Below are 18,013 nucleotides of genomic sequence, written 5' to 3'. Positions count from 1 at the left end.
ACCCGCCCCGGCTCTCGAGGAGAGCGAGATGACGAACACAGAGGAGCTGACCGCGGCGGATCCGCACGCGGAGAACTGCGGCCGGCGCGAGCGCAAGAAGCAGCAGACGCGGCAGGCGCTGCACGAGGCCGCGCTGCGCCTGGTCGACGAGAAGGGCCTGGACGGCACCACGGTCGAGCAGATCTGCGAGGCGGTCGACGTGTCGCCGCGCACCTTCTTCAACTACTTCCCGTCCAAGGCGGCGGCCGCCCTCGATCTGCCCGACACCGGGATCTCCCCCGAGGGCGCCGACGCGTTCCGCGCGGCCGAGGGCGAGCTCGTGCCGGCGCTCTGCGAGCTCATCGGCGCCTCGATGGACGACGCGCAGCAGCGCAAGCGCATGAAGGCGCTGGTCGTGCGCCGCCCCGAGCTCATGCCCGCGTTCGCGCAGTGGATGGGCGGCATCCGCGAGCAGTACTACCTCCTGGTCCGCGAGCGCGCGGACGACGCGGACGCCATGGCCGCGGTCGCCCTCACCATGGCGGCGCTCAGCGTGATCGTGCACGACGGCACCGCGGGCGGCGAGCGGCCGGGCGCCGCGCGCCTGCTCGAGGCCGTGGAAGACCTGGTGGCGGCGCGGGGCGCGCTGCTGCGCGACGCGGCCTGAGGCGCCCCTCGCGGCGTAGGCCGATCCGTTCGCGACGCCTCCCCCGGTCCCCGGTGACCCCCGGTCGCAGATTCCAGCAACCTCATAGCGAATCTGCGTTTGCGCAACCTTTCCTTTCGTGTAATCTTGCATGGCTGCAACATTCTTGCCGCCAACGTCGGCGCTCGAAGCGACGGGTGTCGACGACGGGCGACGGCGTCCTCGATCCATTTGAAGGGACTCCATGTCCACCGCGACAGCAACCACAGGGGCGACGCGCACGGAGCGCAAGCAGAACGCCCCGATCATGACGCACAGGCAGATCCTGCTCGTCATCTACGGCCTCATGGCCGGCATGTTCCTCTCGTCGCTCGACCAGACGATCGTGGGAACCGCGATCCGCACGATCGGCGACGACCTGCACGGCCTCGATCAGCAGGCCTGGGTCACCACGGCCTACCTGATCACCTCGACGATCTCGGTGCCGATCTACGGCAAGCTCAGCGACATCTTCGGCCGGCGCCCGCTGTTCATCTTCGGCATCTCGGTGTTCATCATCGGATCCGTGCTGTCGACGTTCTCGACCTCGATGCTGATGCTGGCCGGATTCCGTGCCTTCCAGGGCATCGGCGCCGGTGCGCTGATGTCGCTCCCGCTCGCGATCATGGCCGACATCCTCGCCCCGCGCGAACGCGCCAAGTACCAGGGCTACTTCTTCGCCGTGTTCGGCGTCTCCTCGCTGATCGGCCCGCTGGTCGGCGGACTGTTCGCGGGCGCGCACGAGATCCTCTGGATCTCCGGATGGCGCTGGGTGTTCCTCATCAACCTGCCGATCGGCCTCATCGCGCTCGGCATGGTGATCGCGTTCCTGCACCTGCCGAAGGTCGGCACGCACAAGAACCCGCGCATCGACTGGTGGGGTGCGACGGCTGTGATCGTCGCGCTCGTTCCGCTGCTGCTGGTCGCCGAGCAGGGCCGCGAGTGGGGCTGGGCCTCGTTCGCCGCGATCGCCTGCTACGTGATCGGCGGCCTCGGCGCGATCGCGTTCGTGCTGATCGAGATCGCGATGAAGGACGATGCGATCATCCCGATCCGCCTGTTCCACTCCAACACGTTCTCGATGGCGACCGTCATCGGCGTGCTCGTCGGCTTCGGCATGTTCGGCGCGATGATGACCATCCCGCTCTACATGCAGATCGTCGCGGGCCTCACGCCCACCGAGTCGGGCTTCGCCATGCTGCCGATGGTCGTCGGACTCATGGCGTCGTCGATGGCGGCCGGTCAGATCACGGCGCGCACCGGGAAGTACGGCATCTTCCCGCGCACGGGCACGCTGTTCACCGCTCTCGGCTTCCTGCTGCTCACGTTCGTGTCGTCCAGCACCCCGGTGTGGTTCATGATGATCGGCATGTTCGTCGTGGGTCTCGGCCTCGGCCAGCTCATGCAGTCGCTCACCATGGCGAGCCAGAACGCGGTGGCCGCGCCCGACATGGGCGTCGCCACGAGCGCCGCGACCTTCTTCCGCCAGATCGGCGGAACGCTGGGTACGGCGATCATGCTCTCGATCCTGTTCACGCTGCTGCCGCTGAACATCACGCACAGCATGGCCGACAAGCCGACGCTGACCGCGGCGCTGAACGCGGCTCTCGACCCCGCCGTGGCGGGCAAGGCCGAGAACAAGGCCGTCATGAAGCAGCTGTGGACGCCGATCACGGGTCCGCTCGAGCAGAACATCCAGTCGCAGCTCGACAAGGGTGCGACCGCGGCGAAGGCCGCCGCAGGTCAGGCCGTGACGCAGAAGGTCACCGATGGGGTGAACCAGGCCGTCGCAGCCGGTCAGATCCCGGCCGCCGCTGCGCAGACCGTGATCGACCAGAAGGTCGCGGAGGCGACTCCGGCCGCGGAGGCCGCGGCGCTGCAGGCGGTCGCCGACAAGGCGCACGCCACGGTGCAGGACGGCAAGGTCGTCGTGGACTGGTCGAACAAGGATCAGCGCACGTACTGGGTCGGCCAGCTGGTGCCGAACATCGTCAAGGAGATCGACAAGGGCACCTCGAAGGCGTCGAACGGATCCAGCAGCTCGGTCAGCGACACGTCGTTCCTGAACGGCGCGGACCCCGTGCTCACGAAGCCGTTCATGGTCGGCTTCACGCAGGCGATCGACATCATCTACTGGGTCGGCTTCGGCGTGCTGATGCTCGCGTTCGTGCTGAGCTGGTTCTTCAAGGCGCCGCCGCTGCGCACCCGCTCGGCCCTGCAGGAGCAGGCCGATGAGGGCGGAGTGAGCGAGACCGGTACGATCAGGGTCCAGAGCGCCTGAGCGATGCAGCCGGGGCGGGCACGTCCCGTCCCGGCTTCGCGTACGAGGAGAAGAAGATGAGCATCGCGAACGCCGCCGGCGAGGGCCGGCGAGAGCGCAAGAAGCAGCAGACCCGACAGGCTCTGCACGAGGCCGCCCTGCGCCTCGTCGAGGAGCAGGGGCTGGACGGCACCACGATCGAGCAGATCTGCCAGGCCGTCGACGTCTCGCCGCGCACCTTCTTCAACTACTTCCCCTCCAAGGCCGCCGCGGCCCTGAAGCTGCCGGAGTCGGGTGCGGGCGGCGAGGTCGTGGCGCGATTCCTGCGCGCCCGCGGCGAGCTCGTGCCCGCGCTCTGCGAAGTGGTCGGATCCTCGATGGACGAGGGCATGGACCGCCACCGCATCAAGCAGCTGCTCATCCGGCGGCCCGAGCTGCTGCCCGCGTTCTCGCAGTGGATGGGATCCGTGCGGGAGCAGCTGATCGAGCTCGCCGAGCGCCGTGCCGCCGATCACGACGAGGCCGTGCGCGCGGTGTCCCTCGTGCTCGCCGCGATGAACGTGCTGGTGCACACCCGCACCACGCCGGATCGCCCCGGCGCTGCACGCCTGCTGCAGGCCCTGGACGGACTCGTCCAGGTGCGCGGCGCCCGGATGTCGGATCCGGACTCTAGCCTGGAGGCATGACCTCCCCCGCGTTCGACCGGATCGCCCTCCCGCTGCGCACAGAGCGGCTCATCGTGCGTGCGAGCACGGCGGCCGACTCCGACGCCGTGTGGAACTACCGGCGCCTCGACGAGGTGGGCCGCTGGTTGAGCACGGCACCCGCCGACGCCGAGGCGTTCCGCGCTCACTTCACGGATCCGGAGCGTCTCGCGCTCACCCTGCTCGTGGAGCTTCCGGGCGTCGGCGTGATCGGCGACATCATGCTGCGCGTCGAGGACGCCTGGGCTCAGACGGAGGTGCGCCCGCAGGCCGCAGGCGTGCAGGCGGAGCTGGGCTGGGCCATGGATCCCGCGCAGCAGGGACGCGGATACGCGACCGAGGCCGTGCGCGCGGTGATGGCCGCCTGCTTCACCGAGCTCGGGCTGCGCCGTGTCAGCGCCGGCTGCTTCGCGGCGAACGAGCCGTCGTGGCGGATGATGGAGCGCCTGGGCATGCGGCGCGAAGAGCACAGCCGGCAGACCGCCCTGCACCGCAGCGGAGAGTGGATGGATGGCATGAACTACGGCCTTCTCGCCGAGGAATGGCGCTCTCTGACCGAATGAGAGCGTTTTCCGATCGGTGCCCCCGTGTGTCCTGGACACGGGCGCGCGGCCTCGCCTAGTGTGGACCGCGCGCACGCGAAGACGGCTGCTCCCACCCGACGTCCCCAGCGAGGGTGGAAGGTCTTCCCCAGAGACCGGCAGTCAGTGCGTGCAATGGCCCCCTCGGCGCATCCAGTCCCCAATGGATCCCCCGGGGGGGCCGCTTCATCCCCAGTATTCCGATGTACTGAGATGATAGCGCCGCCATCGATATTTTGTCCCCCTTTTGGGGGACAGAACCCCCGAACATGGGTTATGCTGGTTTCAGACGCACCCTCCGGTCGTCCTGGGTCCCCATCGCTCCCCCCGCGGTGGGGACCCGCTCCATTTCCGGGACGCACCTCGGGAGGCGCCCCTGGCTCCCGTCTCTCCGCGAGCGGATCCCGCTCGTCACGCGAGTTGCAACATTTTCGTCACCTTGTCATCCGGGGTGTTGCTATGCGGGTCGACTCGGATAGCGTTAGCATCGTCGGCGCGTCTGCGCCGGCGTAAGCCCAAGCAAGAAGGCAGTACATGACTCAGGGCACGGTTAAGTGGTTCAACTCGGAGAAGGGCTTCGGCTTCATCTCCCCCGACGACGGTGGAGCTGACGTGTTCGCGCACTACTCCGCCATTGCATCCTCCGGCTACCGCTCGCTCGACGAGAACCAGCGCGTCGAGTTCGATGTGGCGCAGGGCCCCAAGGGCCTGCAGGCCGAGAACATCCGTCCGCTCTGAGCGACACGGACTTCTGACTCCCCCGGTGCTTCGGCACCGGGGGAGTCTCTTTTGCGCGGGTGGCTCGGCGGCGCGGCGCGAGAAACCAGATCCCGTACGAGACACCACGTCAGGCGTGATGTCTCGTGTCAGAAGTGGTTTCTCACGGGCGGGAGGTCGCGTGTCCGCAGAGGTCAGCCCTGCGGCAGCAGGATCCGCAGCAGCTCGTCGGGGGTCGCGACCTCGGCGACGGCGCCGGCGGACTCCCCCGGCTCGCCGAAACCCCAGGTGACGAAGATCACGGGCACGCCGAGGGGAGCGGCGCCCTCGATGTCGTGCAGGCGGTCGCCGATCAGGACCGGGCGGCTGACGTCGACGCCCGCCTCGGTGAGCCGGTGCAGGGCGCGCCGCAGGACCGCCTCCTTGCCGTCATGCAGGCCCGAGGCGTCGGGCAGTGCTCCGGCGACGATGACGAAGTCGTCGATCAGTCCGTAGTGCTCGAGGATCGCGAGCACCTGATTCTCCGGCTTCGAGCTCGCGGTGGCCTGCGGGATGCCCGCGGCCTTGACCGCCTGCAGCGCCTCGGCCACGCCGGGGTAGATCCGCACGCTCGCGGCGTAGCCGTCGCGCATGGCGAGCTCCCGGTACTTCCGCACCGCGAGGTGCGCGTCCTCCTCGGACAGGCCGGCCAGGTCGCGGAACGACTCGAACATCGGCGGGCCGATCCAGCGGGCCAGCTCGCTCTGCGCAGGCTCCGGAAGGCCGAACGCCGCGTACACCTCGACCAGACGAGGCAGTATCCCCGCCGAGGCGTCGGCGATCGTGCCGTCGACGTCCCAGAGGACGCAGGACGCGGCCATGTTCATGCCTCTCGGGGAATGCGGCTCAGAACAGCCGCGGGATACCGGACTCGATGCCCTTCATGTCCTCGTAGTCGAGGATGAGGCAGCGGATGCCCCTGTCCTCGGCGAGCACGCGCGCCTGCGGCTTGATCTCCTGGGCGGCGAACACGCCCTGCACGGGGGCGAGGTGCGGATCCCGGCCGAGCAGCTCGAGATAGCGGGTGAGCTGCTCCACGCCGTCGATGTCGCCGCGGCGCTTGATCTCGACGGCGATCGCCGCACCGTCCGCGTCGCGCACCATGAGGTCCACGGGCCCGATCGCGGTCGGATACTCGCGGCGCACCAGCGTCGCGCCCTCGGCGATCCGATCCACCTGCTCCGCGAGCAGGCGCTGCAGATCCGCCTCGACGCCGTCCTTCTGCAGGCCGGGGTCGACGCCCAGCTCGTGGGCCGAATCGTGCAGGATCTCGTAGATCTGCACGCGCAGCGCATCGCCGGTCTTCTGATGCGTGACCCGCCACACCTCGGTGACGCCCGCGGACGCCTCCTCCTCCCCCGGCTGCTCGGGCTCGAGGCGGCACGGCGGGCTCATCCAGTTCAGTGGCTTGTAGCTGCCGCCGTCCGAGTGCACGAGCAGGCTGCCGTCGCCCTTGTGCACGAGCAGACGCGTGGCGAGGGGCAGGTGGGCGTTGAGCCGGCCGGAGTAGTCCACGGCGCAGCGGGCGATGACGAGACGCACCCGAAGAGCCTAGCCCGCCGGGCCGCGCCTCAGCTCCCGCCGGTTCCGAAGAGTGCGCCGACGCCGGAGAAGAGCCCGAGCTCGGAGGCGGCGCCGCGCGCGATGAGGAATCCGACGATGCCGACGATCCAGGCCGTGTTCTCCGCGCCGGTGCGGCTGAGCCAGGCGCCGAGCCGCCGCAGCGGCCCCTCGACGGCCCGGGCGGCGATCACGCGCAGGACCAGCAGCAAGAGCGCCGGCGCGATCATGAGCAGGCAGTAGCCCGCGAGTGCGGCGATGCGGAGCGGGATGCCGATGCCGGCATCGGCGAGCATCGTCATCGCGACGATGTAGGGCAGCATCGTCGCGACCTCGACCAGGCCGGCGGCGATCGCGAGACCGACGACCACCAGCGGCGGGGTCGCGGGGTCGAGGAGCCGATCGCGCCACCGCGCGATCCGCCCCGGGGCGGGCTCGGCCGCATCGGGGGCGACCGGAGGGAACGGGCCGGGGCCGCCCCGAGCCTCGCCCGTTACGACGCTGTCGACGAGCACGGCCTCCTTCTTCTTCGCACCGGGGACCAGGAAGGCGCCCACGAGGAGGGCGGCTCCGACGACGAGGCGCGCGATCCGCCCCGCATCCGAGGAGAGGAAGTCGGCGGCGACGTCGACGACGTTCACGAGGCCCCAGAGGAACAGCAGCCCAACCAGCAGATAGAAGAGGGTGATGGTGCCGAGGTAGAGCAGGATCCGCCGCACCCGTACGCGTCCGGGCGGCAGCAGCAGGAAGACCGGGATGAGCAGGGTGCCCACGCTCAGCCCGTCCAGGAGTGCGAGCACGGCGAGGGTGAGGGCGAGCGGGGCTTCCGGCGAGAGGTCCATGCCCCCAAGGCTCCCGTCCGCCGGGCCGTCGCGGATCGGGCGAAGGGCGGAAAGCCGCGGGCGGCGCTCCTCCTTTCGGCCGATGCGTCTGCGGAGCGCCGCATGGTTCGATAGGGCGATGGACAGTCCGCGCACGCTCGATCGCGTCGCCGTGCCGGGTCCTCCCTCCCTCCTCCCCCGCATGCTCGACGGGATCTCCCGGCCGATCGCCGACGCCGCGGGCACCGCACTGCTCAGCGTGGTCGCTTCGGCGTTCGGCTTCGCCGGGCTCTGGGATCTGTTCCGCGTCACGCCCTTCCCGATCTCGCCCTGGTGGGCGCTCGCGTTCGCGCTACCCGGCTGCGTCCTCATCGCGCTCCGTGACCGGATCCCTCCCCTCCTCGCGCTCCCGGTGGCGGCGGCCCTGTTCGCCGGCGACGCGGCGACCGTGGGAGGGCTGGGATCCCTCGTCGTGCTGCTGGACGTGCTCTGGCACGCCGTGCATCGGGCCACGGCCCGCGTGCGCCGGGGGCTTGCGGTCGCGCTCGTGATCGTCGCCTGCGCCTTCCTGGTCTTCGCGCTGCTGCGCACCTCCGACCCCAGGATCGCGATGCTCGTGACGCTGCAGATCGCGACCCTCCTCGGCACCGACTACTGGTGGGCGGTCGCGGTCGGACGGGCGGAGGAGGTCGCCGCGCTCGAGCGGCGCAGGGCGACGGACGCCGCGAGGGAGGCCGTGCGCGATGAGCGCGAGACCATGGCGAGAGAGCTGCACGACCTCGTCGCGGGACATGTGTCGGCGATGGCGATCCGCTCGGAGGCGGCGCTGTCCACCCTCCCGGACGAGACGCGGGATCGCGCCGCGCTGCGTGCCGTGCGCGATGCGAGCCTCGACGCCCACGCGGCGCTGCGCTCGATGATCGCCGTGCTGCGCGACGGCGGCGAAGCACCGGCACCGGCGCCGACGCTGGCGGACATCCCTGAGCTCGTGCGCGCGGCGGAGCGGAGCGGCCTCAGCGTGCGCATCAGCGACGAGCGCATCGCCGACGAGCGCGACGACGAGCGCATAGCCGACGAGCGCGAGATGGGCGGGCGGACCGGTGCGCTCCCCCTGCTCGTCGACCAGACCGCCGCCCGTGTCGTGCGCGAAGCCCTGGCCAACGGAGCGCGCCACGCGGTCGGCGCCGAGGTGCGGGTGCGGCTCTCGGACGGTGTGGATCGGCTTCTGATCCGGATCGACTCGCACGGCGGGCGGGGCGCGTCCGGCCCGGCGCTCGCCGGATCCGGCACGGGTCTCGCGGTGCTCGCCGAGCGCGTGCGCGCCCTGGGCGGCGAGTTCTCGGCAGGCCCGACGGGCGACGGCTGGTCGGTGCGCGCCGAGCTCCCCCGAGGAGAGGCGCCGTGACCGGCCCGGCGCCGCGGGTGCTCCTCGCCGATGATCACGGCGCGATCCGCAGCGCGCTGCGGATCATGCTCGAGGCGCACGGGATCGACGTGGTCGGCGAGGCTTCGGACGGCGCGGTGGCCGTGCGGAACGCCCGTGCGCTGCGGCCGGATGTCGTGCTCATGGACCTGAGGATGCCCGGCCGCGATGGGATTTCGGCCACCAGGGAGATCGTGGACGAAGCCCTGGCCGACGTCCTGGTGCTCACGAGCTTCGATGAGGACGACCTCGTGGACGGCGCGATCCTCGCCGGTGCCGCCGGCTTCCTGCTGAAGACGGCCGATGCGGCGACGCTGGTCGAGGCGATCCGCGCGGTCGCCGCAGGAGACGGCGTGCTCGACCCGAGGGTGACCCGCCGTGCGCTCGCCGCGGCGCGGGCCGGTGCCGTGGCCGACCGGGAGCCGCCTTCCGCCGCGGCGCCGGTGGGCGGCGCGTTCACGGCCCGCGAGCAGGACGTGCTGGACGGCATACTGCGCGGCTGGTCGAATGCGCAGCTCGCGGAGCACCTCGGAATCTCGGTGACGACCGTGAAGACGCACGTGTCGAATGTGCTCGCGAAGCTGGGAGCGCGCAGCCGTTCGCACGCGGCCGCGATCGTCCGACACCGCTGATCGTCGTGGAGCCTGCGCGCGGCGCCGCTCAGCCGGCGCTGACCTTCTCCTCCTCCCGGAGCGGGCGGGCCGCCCCCGAGAAAAGGCCGGAGAGCGCCGCCAGCACGACCAGGACGTAGAGCGTGTTGAGCAGGCCGATGTGGTCGCTGATGAAGCCCAGGACGGGCGGGCCGCCGAGGAAGGCGATGTAGCCGATCGTGGCGGCCGCGCTCACGCGGGCGGCGGCCTTGGCCGGGTCGTCGGCCGCGGCCGACATGCCCAGCGGGAAGCCGAGCGAGGCCCCGATCCCCCACAGCGCCGCGCCGGCGAACACCAGCGGGGTGCTCGGCGCGAGGATGAACAGCAGGATCCCGGCGGCGGCCGTGATCGCCAGCACGCGCAGCACGATGACGCGGCCGAAGCGGTCGACGAGCGGGCCGCCGAAGAGCCGGACGACGGTCATCGCGACGGAGAACGTCGCCAGGGCCGCGGCGCCCAGGGCGGGGCCGGCCTGATGGTCCTCGGAGACGCCGAGCGCGAGCCAGTCGTTCGCGCCGCCCTCGGCGAACGACATGCCCAGCATCACGATGCCGAGGAAGTATGTGCGCGGCTCGCGCCAGGCCTCGAGTGCGACGTGCATGCGCTCGCGCCAGTGCGGCTTCTCCGCGGGCTGCGGGTCGAGCGTCGCCTCGCGGTCGGGAACGTTGAGCCAGCAGGCGACCGCCAGCACCGCGATGATCGCGGCGATGAGCAGGGTGTGCGCGGCGACGTTCAGTCCGAGATGCACCACGAGGGCGCCGATCCCCGCGCCGATCACGGTGCCGAAACTGAAGAAGGCGTGGAACACCGGCAGGATCGTCTTGCCCATCTGCTGCTCGATCGCGGTCGCCTCGACGTTCATCATCACGTCGAGCGATCCGTTGCCGAGGCCGAACAGCACGAGCCCCACGACCACCACGGGGATGGATCCGAGCACATTCGTGCCGAGGCCTACGAGGCCCACGCCGACGGCGAAGCTCAGCATCGTGACGAGCATGCCGAGGCGCGCCCCGGTGCGTGCCATGACCGCGGGGCTCGTCGAGATGCCGATGATCGACGAGACCCCCATGCCCAGCAGCAGCAGGCCCATCTGACCGTTCTCGATGTGCAGCGCGGCCTTGATGTCCGGCACGCGCGAGGCCCAGGTGGCGATGGACAGACCGCTGGCGAGGAAGATCGCGAAGATCGCGGCACGCCAGCGCACGAACTGGGAGCGGGTGAGGGCGGTGTCCATCCGCCCAGTGTATCGAATCGATTCGACCCGCGTGTTCCCCGCGATGTTATTGTCGAGACATGAGCTCGGATCCCGATCCTTCGGCCGTGCGGCGCCGCGCCACGATCGCAGACGTGGCGCGCGCGGCGGGGGTGAGCCCCTCCACGGCGTCGGTCGTGTTCAGCGGGAAGGCGCCGGTCGCCGGCGCCACCCGGGAGCGGGTGCTCGCCGTCGCGGCCGAGCTCGGGTACACCGGTCCTGATCCCCGTGCCGCCTCGCTGCGCCGGGGGCGCAGCGGCATCGTCGCGGTCGCGCTCGAGGAGCACCTGCGGACGGCCTTCCTGGATCCGATCAAGACGGCGACCATGGACGGTCTCACCGACGGCCTCGCCGCGCTCGGCGCGGGGGTGCTCCTGCTGCGGGACGATCCAGAGGCGGGGTCGGACGCTCCCACGCTCGCCACGGCGCCCATCGACGCCGCGGTGCTGATCGGCTGCAGCGGACGCATGCGCGAGACGCTTCGGGCCGTGCGCAATCGGGGCCTGCCCGTCGTCGTGATCGAGGGGGACGCCGGCGACGACGTGCCGCGGATGGAGCTGGACAACGGCGAGGCCGCGGCGCAGATCGCGCACCATGTGCGCGCGCTCGGACACCGCGACGTCGCCGTGGTCACCCTTCCCTTCGACGGCGGGAGGGTGCGCGGGGACGCGACACCCGCGCGCATCGCGTCCATCACGACCCCCGTCACGAGCGCGCGCCTGGACGGGACGCTGTCCGTGTTCCCCGATGCGCGCGTGGTCTCCGCCGGCGGCAGCCTCATCGACGAGGGGCTCATCGCGGGGCGCCTGCTGTTCGCGGATCACCAGACCCGCCCCACCGCCGTCATCGCGCAGAGCGACCTCCTCGCCGCCGGTGTGATCCGTGCGGCGGAGGAGGCGGGCCTGCGCGTGCCGGAGGACGTCAGCGTGGCGGGCTTCGACGGCATCGCGGTGGACGGCCTGGGCGATCACGTGCTCACGACCGCCGTGCAGCCCGCGGTCGAGAAGGGGCGCGCCGCCGGGGATGCCGTCGCGCGGATGCTGGCGGGGGAGGAAGCCGCTTCGATCCGCTTCACGTGCACGTTCCGCGAGGGCACGACGACGGGCCCGGCCCCGGTCGTCGGACCCCGTTCGTGAGGTTCGCGGCGGTGGATGCCGGTTTCGGCACGTAAACTGGATCCGAACCCGCCCGCCTGTGTCGACCTGCACGCTCACGCGCTGAGTCCGCAGAGACCGACGAGCCAGAGGAGACCGCCGTGCTGACACTCCTCGCCGTGTTCGCCCTCGCGTCCCTGCTGCTGCCGCTGCTGGTCTCCTGGATCGGAGCACGCGCGTTCGCGGTCGCGGCGCTCGTCCCCGCCGCCGCGTTCGTGCACCTGGTGGTTCTCACGCCGCAGGTGCTCGCGGGATCCGAGGATCCCGCCCTCGTGCCGCGGGAATCGGTCGACTGGATCCCGCAGCTCGGACTCTCGCTCTCCTTCCGGCTCGACGAGCTGAGCTGGCTGCTCGCCCTCATCGTCACCGGCGTCGGCGCGCTCGTCCTGCTCTACTGCCGGTGGTACTTCCGCGGATCGAAAGAGGGCATCGGGCAGTTCGCCGCGGTGCTGCTGGCCTTCGCCGGCGCGATGTACGGGCTGGTGACCACCGACGACCTGGTGCTGCTGGTCATGTTCTGGGAGCTGACCAGCATCCTCTCCTACCTGCTGATCGGGCACTATCACCGCCGTGGTGCGAGCCGACGCGCCGCACTGCAGGCGCTGCTGGTGACGACGCTCGGCGGCCTCGCGATGTTCATCGGCGTGGTGTTCCTGGCCGTCGATGCCGGCACCTCGAGCATGTCGCGGATCCTGGAGCTCGCACCGACCGGTCCGCTCGTCGACGCCGCGATCGTGCTGCTGCTGGTCGGCGCACTGAGCAAGTCCGCGATCTTCCCGTTCCACTTCTGGCTGCCGGGCGCCATGGCGGCGCCCACCCCGGTGAGCGCCTACCTGCACGCCGCGGCCATGGTGAAGGCGGGCATCTACCTCATCGCGCGGTTCGCCCCGGTGTTCGCGCTGTCCGGACCGTGGCGTCCGATCACGATCACGCTCGGCGTCTTCACGATGCTGCTCGGCGGCGTGCAGGCGCTGCGCGAGACCGACCTCAAGCGCATCCTCGCCTTCGGCACCGTGAGCCAGCTCGGCTTCTTCACCGTCGTGCTGGGCTACGGCACGCCGGACGCGATGCTGGCCGGGCTCGCGCTCGTGATCAGCCACGCCCTGTTCAAGTCCTCGCTGTTCCTCATCGTGGGCGTCATCGACCGCCAGCTCTCCACGCGCGACGTCACCGAGATCAGCGGGGTCGGACGCCAGGCTCCGTTGCTCGCGATCTCGGGCTTCCTCGCGGTCGGATCCATGATGGGGATCCCTCCGACCATCGGGTTCGCGGCGAAGGAGTCCACGCTCGCGGCGCTCTTCGAGGAGTCCCAGCGCGGATCCCCCTGGGGGATCGTCGCGCTCGTGGGTGTGATCCTGGGATCCATTCTCACCGCGGCATACGGTGCGAGGTTCCTCTGGGGCGCGTTCTGGCGGAAGAAGGATGCCGCGGGCGCATATATGCCCGATACGGAATGGCCATCGCCGCCCTTCGGCTTCCTGGTCTCGCCGGTGATCCTCGCCTTCGCCACCCTCGTGCTCGGCCCGCTCGCCTCGGCCGTCACCGTGGTCCTCTACGGCTACGCGGACGACGCGAAGGCGCCCGGCTACGACGGCTCGCCGTTGGATCCCGGCTACCTCGCGCTCTGGCACGGCCTGGCCCCCGCACTGTTCCTGTCGCTGGGAGCTGTGCTTCTCGGCCTCGCCCTGTTCCCGCTCACGCGCCGCCTCGGCTGGGACCGCCGCCCCCGTCTGCTGCGGTTCACGGCCCAGGACGTGTACTACCTGGCCATGCGCAGCGTCGACCGGCTCTCCGTGGTGACGACGTCGCTCACTCAGCGCGGCTCGCTGCCCGTCTACGTCGGCACGATCTTCGTCGTCGTGATCGCCGCCGAGACCACGGCGCTCATCGCGGGCGGCCCCGCGAACGCGCAGCTGAGCGCCTGGCACACGCCGGTGCAGCTCGTGGTCGCGCCGATCATGATCTTCGCGGGCCTGCTCGCGATCCGGGCGCAGAAGCGCTACACCGGCGTCGTCCTGGTCTCCGTGACCGGGCTCGGCATGGTCGTGCTGTTCGGCACCAGCGGCGCCCCCGACCTCGCGCTCACCCAGATCCTCGTCGAGACCGTGACGCTCGTCACCTTCGCGCTCGTGCTGCGCCGGCTGCCGGCCCGGATGGGGGAGCACAACGCCTCCGTGGGCCGGGTGCCACGCGCGATCCTCGGCATCGCGGCGGGTGTGATGATGGCGTGCGTCGCGATCGTGGCGACCGGATCCCGCGTCGCCGCGCCCATCTCCGAGGCCTTCCCGAAGCTCGCCTACGAGCTGGGCCACGGCAAGAACGTCGTGAACGTCGCGCTGGTCGACCTGCGCGGCTGGGACACGATGGGGGAGCTGTCGGTGCTCGTGCTCGCCGCCACCGGTGTCGCGTCGCTCGTGTTCGTCACGCATCGCGCCGATCGCCTGTCCGCCACGAAGGCGCTGCCCGAGGGGCCGCGGCAGGCGCGCCGCCGGCCGCTCGTCGAGACGACGGAGGGCGTGCGCGTGCAGACGGCCGGTGACACGGCGCCGCGCGCGTGGCTCGTCGGCGGCGGCAACGTCAAGCCGGAGAATCGCTCGATCCTCCTCGAAGTGATCGTGCGGATCCTGTTCCACACGATCATCGTGGTGTCGATCTACCTGCTCTTCGCGGGCCACAACGCCCCCGGCGGCGGCTTCGCGGGTGGTCTCGTCGCGGGCATGGCCCTCGTCATGCGCTACATCGCGGGCGGGCGCTGGGAGCTCGGCGCCGCGGCGCCCACCGACGCCGGGCGCCTGCTCGGCGCGGGGCTCATCCTCGCCGTCGGCGCCGCGGTGGTGCCCCTGTTCTTCGGGCTCGCACCGCTGTCCAGCGCCGTGTGGGAGGCCGAGATCCCCGTGATCGGACACATCGAGTTCGTCAGCTCGACGTTCTTCGACATCGGCGTCTACCTCGTCGTGATCGGGCTCGTGCTCGACGTGCTGCGCAGCCTCGGCGCCGAGGTCGACCGGCAGACGCTCGAGATGCGCGCGCGGGGGGTGGACATCTGATGGACGTCTCCCTCGTGCTCATCATCGTCATGGCGGTGCTCTTCGGCTGCGGCGTGTACGCGATGCTCGAGCGCAGCCTGACCCGCGTGCTGATCGGATTCCTGCTGCTCGGCAACGCCGTGAACCTGCTGCTGCTGATCGTGATGGGCAGGCCGGGGCGGGCGCCCTTCTACGGCATCGACGGTGACATGAGCGACCCGCTGCCTCAGGCGCTCACGCTCACGGCGATCGTCATCACCTTCGCCGTCTCCGCCTTCCTGCTCGCGCTCATCTACCGCTCCTGGCAGCTCGGCAAGGCCGACACGGTCGAGGACGACGAGACCGACATCTCGCTGCGCGAGCGGACGGAGATCGAGGAGGACCTCATGGACGACGAGGTCGACCTCGAGGACGAGGACGCCACGACCGACTTCGTGGGCGTCGCGACCTCCCCGATCCGCGTGCTGCACGCGAAGGACCTGGACGGCCTCGTCGACGACGCGCCGGTGGACCGCCCGGATCCGCGGCCGTTCCGCGCACCGGACCACCCGGCCCCCGACGCCGCGACCGAGACAGACGACGACCGCAACCCGGGGGAGGAGCCGCGATGAACGCCCTCGTCCCGCTGCTCGTCGCCCTCCCTCTGCTGGGCGCCGCGATCACGCTCGTGTTCGGCCGCAACACGCGCGTGCAGGTCATCGTCACGGTCGCCACCCTCGCCGCCGTCTCGGTGATCGCCGCGACCCTCCTCGTCGTGGTCGACCAGACCAAGCCGATCGCCGTCATGGTGGGCGGGTGGCCTGCCCCGTTCGGCATCGTGCTCTACGTCGACCGGCTCGCCGCGCTGCTCGTGCTCGTGTCGAGCATCGTGCTGGTCGCGGTCCTGCTCTTCTCGGTGGGCCAGGGGGCCGCGGACGGGGCCGAGGAGACCCCGATCTCGATCTTCAACCCCTCGTACCTGATCCTGGCCGCGGGCATCTTCAACGCCTTCATCGCGGGCGACCTGTTCAACCTGTACGTCGGCTTCGAGATCCTGCTCGTCGCGTCCTATGTGCTCATCACGCTCGGGAGCACCGAATCGCGCATCCGCACCGGCGCGGTCTACATCGTCGTCTCGCTCGTGTCCTCCGTGCTGTTCCTGGTCGCGATCGCGCTCATCTACGCGGCGCTGGGCACCGTGAACATGGCGCAGATCGCGGAGCGGATCGGCGAGATCCCGCCCAGCACGCAGCTCGTGCTGCACCTCATGCTCGTGGTCGCGTTCGGCATCAAGGCGGCCGTGTTCCCGATGTCGTTCTGGCTGCCGGATTCCTATCCGACGGCGCCCGCGCCGGTCACTGCCGTATTCGCGGGCCTGCTGACGAAGGTCGGCGTGTACGCGCTGATCCGCACGGAGACGCAGCTGTTCAACGTGTCGAGCATCAACACGCTGCTCATGATCGTGGCGCTCGCGACCATGGTGATCGGCATACTCGGCGCCGTCGCGCAGGCGGAGCTGAAGCGGATCCTGTCGTTCACGCTGGTCAGCCACGTCGGCTACATGGTGTTCGGACTGGCGATCGCCACGCCCGCCGCGATCGGCGCCACCGTGTACTACATCGTGCACCACATCATCGTGCAGACGACCCTGTTCCTCGCGGTGGGACTCGTCGAACGCCGGGCGGGCAGCACGTCCATCCTCAAGGTGCGCGGGCTCATGAAGGCGGCGCCGCTCATCGCCGTGCTGTACTTCGTGCCCGCGATCAACCTCGGCGGCCTGCCGCCGTTCTCCGGCTTCATCGGCAAATTCGCGCTGTTCCAGGCGGCGGCGCAGGTCGCGACCCCGCTGATCTGGGTGCTCATCGTCGGCGGCGTGCTCACCTCTCTGCTCACGCTCTACGCGCTCATGCGCGCATGGAACCTCGCGTTCTGGCGCGACAAGGACGAGACCCCCGAGGAGCAGGAGAACGAGCGCATCGCCCATCTCGGCAGCGCGCCGGCCGCGGACGAGCAGCAGGAGCGGCGCCGGATCCCGACGATCATGACCTTCGCGACCGGCGGCATGGTCGCCGTCACCCTCGCGCTGACCGTGTTCGCTGGTCCCATCTACGGTCTCTGCGAGCGGATCGGCGCGAACCTGCTGCAGCCCGTGCACCTCGACATGCTCGACGGGGACGAGGCCTCCTCATGAGCGCCGCCGCGAAGCGCGGACTCTGGCGTGAGATCGGCCTGCAGCTGCCGTTCCTGCTCTGGCTCGTCGTGCTGTGGATGCTGCTCTGGGGACAGTTCACGGTGCTCTCCGCCGTGACCGGCATCGCGGTCGCGCTGTTCGTGACGCGCGTGTTCCGGCTGCCCACGATCGAGCTCTCCGGGCGGATCAACCTGTGGTGGGCGGCGATCCTCGTCGTCCAGTTCCTGGCGGCCGTCGTGCACGGCTCGCTCAGCGTCGCGGTGCAGGTGCTGAACCCGCGGCGCGCACCGGGGGCCGCGATCATCGCCGTGCCGCTGCGCTACGCCGACGATCTCGTCATGACGCACGTCGCCGTCACGTCGTCGCTCATCCCGGGATCCCTCGTGGTCGAGGCCGACCGGGACACCAGGACGCTGTACCTGCACGTGATCGGCGTGCGCTCGCTCGAGGACGTGGAGCGCCAGCGCGCGGGCGTGCTGCGCTGGGAGCGCCGCATCGTGCGCGCGCTCGGATCCCCGGCGCAGGCGGCGCAGCTGCGCGCCGATGAACGCGCCGAGGCGGAGCGTCTCGGGGGTACGGTGGCCGGGAGCTCGCCGACGCCGCACCGGCCGAAGGGATCCGGTCCGTCGACCGGATCGGGCCCTGCACAGGGATCAGAGGAGGGTCGCCGATGAATCCGCTGCTGCTCGTCATCATGATCGTGTTCGCGGTCGCCGCCGTGCTCGCGGTGATCCGCATCGTCATCGGGCCGTCGATCCTCGACCGGGCGGTGGCCGCCGACGTGCTCCTCACCGAGGTCATGTGCGTGCTCGGCGCCGACATGGCGATCAACCACCACACCCGCACGCTGCCGGTGCTGATCGTCGTCGCCGCGGTCGGCGTGTTCGGCTCCATCTCGGTCGCCCGCTATGTCGCGCGGAGGGACAACACGCCGTCATGAACGCCGCCACCAGCAACGCCGCCACCAGGAACCAGGCCTTCGCCCGCCGCAC

At 70.7% G+C, this 18,013-nt stretch carries 17 protein-coding genes; 13 read left to right on the top strand and 4 right to left on the bottom strand.

Going from position 1 to position 18,013, the window contains the following annotated elements; all coding sequences use genetic code 11:
* Positions 1 to 28 precede the first annotated feature (28 nt).
* The 5 genes from ACIPY5_RS08945 (at position 29) to ACIPY5_RS08925 (ending at position 4,947) form a co-directional block, all read left to right on the top strand.
* Entirely contained in the window at positions 29 to 646 is a 618-nt protein-coding gene (locus ACIPY5_RS08945; RefSeq protein WP_309341976.1) for a TetR family transcriptional regulator, read from the top strand.
* Between the two features lie 223 nt (positions 647 to 869).
* Complete coding sequence (locus ACIPY5_RS08940; protein WP_400969398.1) at positions 870 to 2,945, top strand: MDR family MFS transporter; 2,076 nt, start codon at positions 870 to 872, stop codon at positions 2,943 to 2,945.
* 56 nt (positions 2,946 to 3,001) lie between these two features.
* Positions 3,002 to 3,610, top strand: coding sequence for a TetR/AcrR family transcriptional regulator (locus ACIPY5_RS08935; protein ID WP_309341979.1), 609 nt, complete (start codon positions 3,002 to 3,004; stop codon positions 3,608 to 3,610).
* Complete coding sequence (locus ACIPY5_RS08930) at positions 3,607 to 4,191, top strand: GNAT family protein (RefSeq protein ID WP_309341981.1); 585 nt, start codon at positions 3,607 to 3,609, stop codon at positions 4,189 to 4,191. Before ACIPY5_RS08935 ends, ACIPY5_RS08930 begins: the two co-directional genes overlap by 4 nt.
* Before the next feature lie 552 nt (positions 4,192 to 4,743).
* Positions 4,744 to 4,947 (top strand): cold-shock protein, encoded by a 204-nt coding sequence (locus tag ACIPY5_RS08925; protein WP_045250254.1) that lies wholly within the window; start codon positions 4,744 to 4,746, stop codon positions 4,945 to 4,947.
* 173 nt (positions 4,948 to 5,120) lie between these two features.
* On the opposite strand, the gene ACIPY5_RS08920 is transcribed toward ACIPY5_RS08925, so the two are convergent.
* Genes ACIPY5_RS08920 through ACIPY5_RS08910 form a run of 3 tightly spaced genes read right to left on the bottom strand, consistent with a single transcriptional unit; the run spans position 5,121 to position 7,367 of the window.
* The gene (locus tag ACIPY5_RS08920) at positions 5,121 to 5,786 is read right to left on the bottom strand and encodes an HAD hydrolase-like protein (RefSeq protein WP_400969393.1); all 666 of its coding nucleotides are present in this window, start codon (positions 5,784 to 5,786) and stop codon (positions 5,121 to 5,123) included.
* A gap of 25 nt (positions 5,787 to 5,811) precedes the next feature.
* The gene (gene nucS, locus ACIPY5_RS08915) at positions 5,812 to 6,507 is read right to left on the bottom strand and encodes an endonuclease NucS (RefSeq protein WP_309341986.1); all 696 of its coding nucleotides are present in this window, start codon (positions 6,505 to 6,507) and stop codon (positions 5,812 to 5,814) included.
* A 29-nt stretch (positions 6,508 to 6,536) separates the two neighbouring features.
* Positions 6,537 to 7,367 (bottom strand): GAP family protein, encoded by an 831-nt coding sequence (locus tag ACIPY5_RS08910; protein ID WP_400969389.1) that lies wholly within the window; start codon positions 7,365 to 7,367, stop codon positions 6,537 to 6,539.
* A 118-nt stretch (positions 7,368 to 7,485) separates the two neighbouring features.
* On the opposite strand from ACIPY5_RS08910, the gene ACIPY5_RS08905 reads away from it, so the two are divergent.
* Both ACIPY5_RS08905 and ACIPY5_RS08900 read left to right on the top strand, forming a co-directional pair.
* Positions 7,486 to 8,751 (top strand): sensor histidine kinase, encoded by a 1,266-nt coding sequence (locus ACIPY5_RS08905; protein ID WP_400969386.1) that lies wholly within the window; start codon positions 7,486 to 7,488, stop codon positions 8,749 to 8,751.
* Entirely contained in the window at positions 8,748 to 9,401 is a 654-nt protein-coding gene (locus ACIPY5_RS08900) for a response regulator (RefSeq protein ID WP_400969383.1), read from the top strand. Before ACIPY5_RS08905 ends, ACIPY5_RS08900 begins: the two co-directional genes overlap by 4 nt.
* 28 nt (positions 9,402 to 9,429) lie before the next feature.
* Here ACIPY5_RS08900 and ACIPY5_RS08895 read toward each other — a convergent pair whose 3' ends face one another.
* The gene (locus ACIPY5_RS08895) at positions 9,430 to 10,653 is read right to left on the bottom strand and encodes an MFS transporter (RefSeq protein ID WP_400969380.1); all 1,224 of its coding nucleotides are present in this window, start codon (positions 10,651 to 10,653) and stop codon (positions 9,430 to 9,432) included.
* Between the two features lie 59 nt (positions 10,654 to 10,712).
* On the opposite strand from ACIPY5_RS08895, the gene ACIPY5_RS08890 reads away from it, so the two are divergent.
* The 6 genes from ACIPY5_RS08890 to ACIPY5_RS08865 all read left to right on the top strand — a co-directional run bounded on the left by ACIPY5_RS08890 (position 10,713) and on the right by ACIPY5_RS08865 (position 17,961).
* A complete protein-coding gene (locus tag ACIPY5_RS08890) occupies positions 10,713 to 11,807 on the top strand; it encodes a LacI family DNA-binding transcriptional regulator (RefSeq protein WP_400969377.1) in 1,095 nt (364 codons plus the stop codon).
* A 119-nt stretch (positions 11,808 to 11,926) separates the two neighbouring features.
* Entirely contained in the window at positions 11,927 to 14,872 is a 2,946-nt protein-coding gene (locus ACIPY5_RS08885) for a Na+/H+ antiporter subunit A (RefSeq protein WP_400969374.1), read from the top strand.
* Complete coding sequence (locus tag ACIPY5_RS08880; RefSeq protein WP_309342000.1) at positions 14,872 to 15,462, top strand: Na(+)/H(+) antiporter subunit C; 591 nt, start codon at positions 14,872 to 14,874, stop codon at positions 15,460 to 15,462. The genes ACIPY5_RS08885 and ACIPY5_RS08880 overlap by 1 nt, the downstream gene beginning before the upstream one ends.
* A complete protein-coding gene (locus ACIPY5_RS08875; protein ID WP_400969370.1) occupies positions 15,459 to 17,021 on the top strand; it encodes a Na+/H+ antiporter subunit D in 1,563 nt (520 codons plus the stop codon). The genes ACIPY5_RS08880 and ACIPY5_RS08875 overlap by 4 nt, the downstream gene beginning before the upstream one ends.
* The gene (locus ACIPY5_RS08870; protein ID WP_400969367.1) at positions 17,018 to 17,695 is read left to right on the top strand and encodes a Na+/H+ antiporter subunit E; all 678 of its coding nucleotides are present in this window, start codon (positions 17,018 to 17,020) and stop codon (positions 17,693 to 17,695) included. Before ACIPY5_RS08875 ends, ACIPY5_RS08870 begins: the two co-directional genes overlap by 4 nt.
* Positions 17,692 to 17,961, top strand: coding sequence for a monovalent cation/H+ antiporter complex subunit F (locus ACIPY5_RS08865; RefSeq protein WP_045271280.1), 270 nt, complete (start codon positions 17,692 to 17,694; stop codon positions 17,959 to 17,961). The genes ACIPY5_RS08870 and ACIPY5_RS08865 overlap by 4 nt, the downstream gene beginning before the upstream one ends.
* Positions 17,962 to 18,013: the final 52 nt, after the last annotated feature.

Origin of the sequence: Microbacterium sp. NPDC089698 (assembly GCF_044749045.1) — a bacterium.
In the GTDB taxonomy this organism is placed as follows: Bacteria; Actinomycetota; Actinomycetes; order Actinomycetales; family Microbacteriaceae; genus Microbacterium.
The sequence above is the reverse complement of the archived record's forward strand: the minus strand, read 5'-3'. Positions and strand labels throughout refer to the sequence as shown.

Excerpts from the sequence above, each read along its gene's own strand:
- ACIPY5_RS08945 (WP_309341976.1), top strand. The coding sequence starts at position 29 with ATGACGAACACAGAGGAGCTGACCGCGGCGGATCCGCACGCGGAGAAC.
- ACIPY5_RS08940 (WP_400969398.1), top strand. The coding sequence starts at position 870 with ATGTCCACCGCGACAGCAACCACAGGGGCGACGCGCACGGAGCGCAAG.
- ACIPY5_RS08935 (WP_309341979.1), top strand. The coding sequence starts at position 3,002 with ATGAGCATCGCGAACGCCGCCGGCGAGGGCCGGCGAGAGCGCAAGAAG.
- ACIPY5_RS08930 (WP_309341981.1), top strand. The coding sequence starts at position 3,607 with ATGACCTCCCCCGCGTTCGACCGGATCGCCCTCCCGCTGCGCACAGAG.
- ACIPY5_RS08925 (WP_045250254.1), top strand. The coding sequence starts at position 4,744 with ATGACTCAGGGCACGGTTAAGTGGTTCAACTCGGAGAAGGGCTTCGGC.
- ACIPY5_RS08920 (WP_400969393.1), bottom strand. The coding sequence starts at position 5,786 with ATGGCCGCGTCCTGCGTCCTCTGGGACGTCGACGGCACGATCGCCGAC.
- ACIPY5_RS08910 (WP_400969389.1), bottom strand. The coding sequence starts at position 7,367 with ATGGACCTCTCGCCGGAAGCCCCGCTCGCCCTCACCCTCGCCGTGCTC.
- ACIPY5_RS08905 (WP_400969386.1), top strand. The coding sequence starts at position 7,486 with ATGGACAGTCCGCGCACGCTCGATCGCGTCGCCGTGCCGGGTCCTCCC.
- ACIPY5_RS08895 (WP_400969380.1), bottom strand. The coding sequence starts at position 10,653 with ATGGACACCGCCCTCACCCGCTCCCAGTTCGTGCGCTGGCGTGCCGCG.
- ACIPY5_RS08890 (WP_400969377.1), top strand. The coding sequence starts at position 10,713 with ATGAGCTCGGATCCCGATCCTTCGGCCGTGCGGCGCCGCGCCACGATC.
- ACIPY5_RS08880 (WP_309342000.1), top strand. The coding sequence starts at position 14,872 with ATGGACGTCTCCCTCGTGCTCATCATCGTCATGGCGGTGCTCTTCGGC.
- ACIPY5_RS08875 (WP_400969370.1), top strand. The coding sequence starts at position 15,459 with ATGAACGCCCTCGTCCCGCTGCTCGTCGCCCTCCCTCTGCTGGGCGCC.
- ACIPY5_RS08870 (WP_400969367.1), top strand. The coding sequence starts at position 17,018 with ATGAGCGCCGCCGCGAAGCGCGGACTCTGGCGTGAGATCGGCCTGCAG.
- ACIPY5_RS08865 (WP_045271280.1), top strand. The coding sequence starts at position 17,692 with ATGAATCCGCTGCTGCTCGTCATCATGATCGTGTTCGCGGTCGCCGCC.